Origin of the sequence: Faecalibacterium prausnitzii (assembly GCF_003324185.1) — a bacterium.
In the GTDB taxonomy this organism is placed as follows: Bacteria; Bacillota; Clostridia; order Oscillospirales; family Ruminococcaceae; genus Faecalibacterium; species Faecalibacterium prausnitzii.
In genome coordinates, this window is the sequence record NZ_PXUP01000066.1 from 1 (window position 1) to 1,110 (window position 1,110).

2 protein-coding genes and 2 pseudogenes are annotated in these 1,110 nt (G+C 44.6%); 3 read left to right on the forward strand and 1 reads right to left on the reverse strand.

The annotated features are described in order from the left end of the window. The 3 genes and pseudogenes from C7J97_RS15585 to C7J97_RS14705 all read left to right on the forward strand — a co-directional run. Positions 1–149 (forward strand): annotated as a pseudogene (locus C7J97_RS15585) (sigma-70 family RNA polymerase sigma factor); the annotation flags it as partial. Then, positions 127–324, forward strand: a complete 198-nt coding sequence (locus C7J97_RS14700; protein WP_005921293.1) for a helix-turn-helix domain-containing protein — start codon at positions 127–129, stop codon at positions 322–324. The pseudogene C7J97_RS15585 and the gene C7J97_RS14700, both read left to right, overlap by 23 nt. 42 nt (positions 325–366) lie before the next feature. Next, the gene (locus C7J97_RS14705; RefSeq protein WP_005921288.1) at positions 367–792 is read left to right on the forward strand and encodes a hypothetical protein; all 426 of its coding nucleotides are present in this window, start codon (positions 367–369) and stop codon (positions 790–792) included. On the opposite strand, the pseudogene C7J97_RS15300 reads toward C7J97_RS14705, so the two are convergent. Further along, positions 737–1,110: pseudogene (locus C7J97_RS15300) on the reverse strand (hypothetical protein); the annotation flags it as partial. The gene C7J97_RS14705 and the pseudogene C7J97_RS15300 overlap by 56 nt on opposite strands.

The window sequence follows — 1,110 nt, forward strand, 5'->3', positions numbered from 1 at the left end:
TGTACTACTTCCAACGATTGACGCATAGGGAGATTGGACGGAGATATGGACGGGCTGGCAACACAACCGGGCGGCGTATTCAGATGATTTTACGGCGGCTACGGGCAGAGTTGGAGGGTTTGTCCTATGAGCCAGCTACTTCCCTATGAGACAATCGTTAAGGCAAGCGAGGGCGACCCGGAAGCTGTTGCCGCCGTCCTATCCCATTATGCGGGATATGTCCGCTCTTGTGCGAAAATGGACGGACAGATTAACACGGATATGCAGGAGCATATCGTCAGGCAACTGATAGAAAGCCTGTTGAAGTTCCGCTTTGACCGCTAAACAGAAAAGTTGTATAATTAGAGCCTGACAAATTAAACTTCAATGAGGGTAGAGCAAATGGAACAGATTATCAATTATAGAGACATACCCACAGATAAAAGGATTGACATATTAAATGCTCTTGAGCGAATAGGTTTTTTTCCGGCATACGGCGGCGTGAGAACAATGCAGCAAATTATGGAAAAGTCAGTTCCAGGTTCAGGCCCACAATTCTATTTCGTTTTCCGTGAAAATGAGTTGATAGGGTACAATTTTCTCATTGGGGACACTAAGAAATATAAAGCGTTCCCATGGCTTGCTATTAGTAATATGGATGAGCAGAAGTTGACTGTTTGTGAAGAACTGATGAAAATACAAATTGCCTTTTTTGAAGAACTCGGAATGCAAAAGATAGCAGATCATTGCGTTAGGATTATGGAAGATTACAGAAAAGGAATTGGAAAGCGGAAAGAAAGCGATTGCAGATAAATTCCATTTGAAAAACGGCTGACAATTTAATACCGCCGCCCATCACAGCGGCAGATAAGCAGTAAATCTTGAAAAGGTTTACTGCTTTTTTTGCGCCCATTTTCAAAAATCTTTGGCAAACCACACCGCCGGATTGTTGTAGGGAGCAGACAGGGAAAACAAAAAAATTTCCGCTGCGTTTGCCAAAACGACCCCTTTTCACCGTTGTAGTGGTGAACAGCGGGCAGAACACGCCGCCGCAATCGCTATATTGGTGGAGCAAGCCAGTATATCCGCAAACCAGAGCCGCCGAGGAAAGCGGTAGTTTTTTAGAGCAAG

Excerpts from the sequence above, each read along its gene's own strand:
- C7J97_RS14700 (WP_005921293.1), top strand. The coding sequence starts at position 127 with ATGAGCCAGCTACTTCCCTATGAGACAATCGTTAAGGCAAGCGAGGGC.
- C7J97_RS14705 (WP_005921288.1), top strand. The coding sequence starts at position 367 with ATGAGGGTAGAGCAAATGGAACAGATTATCAATTATAGAGACATACCC.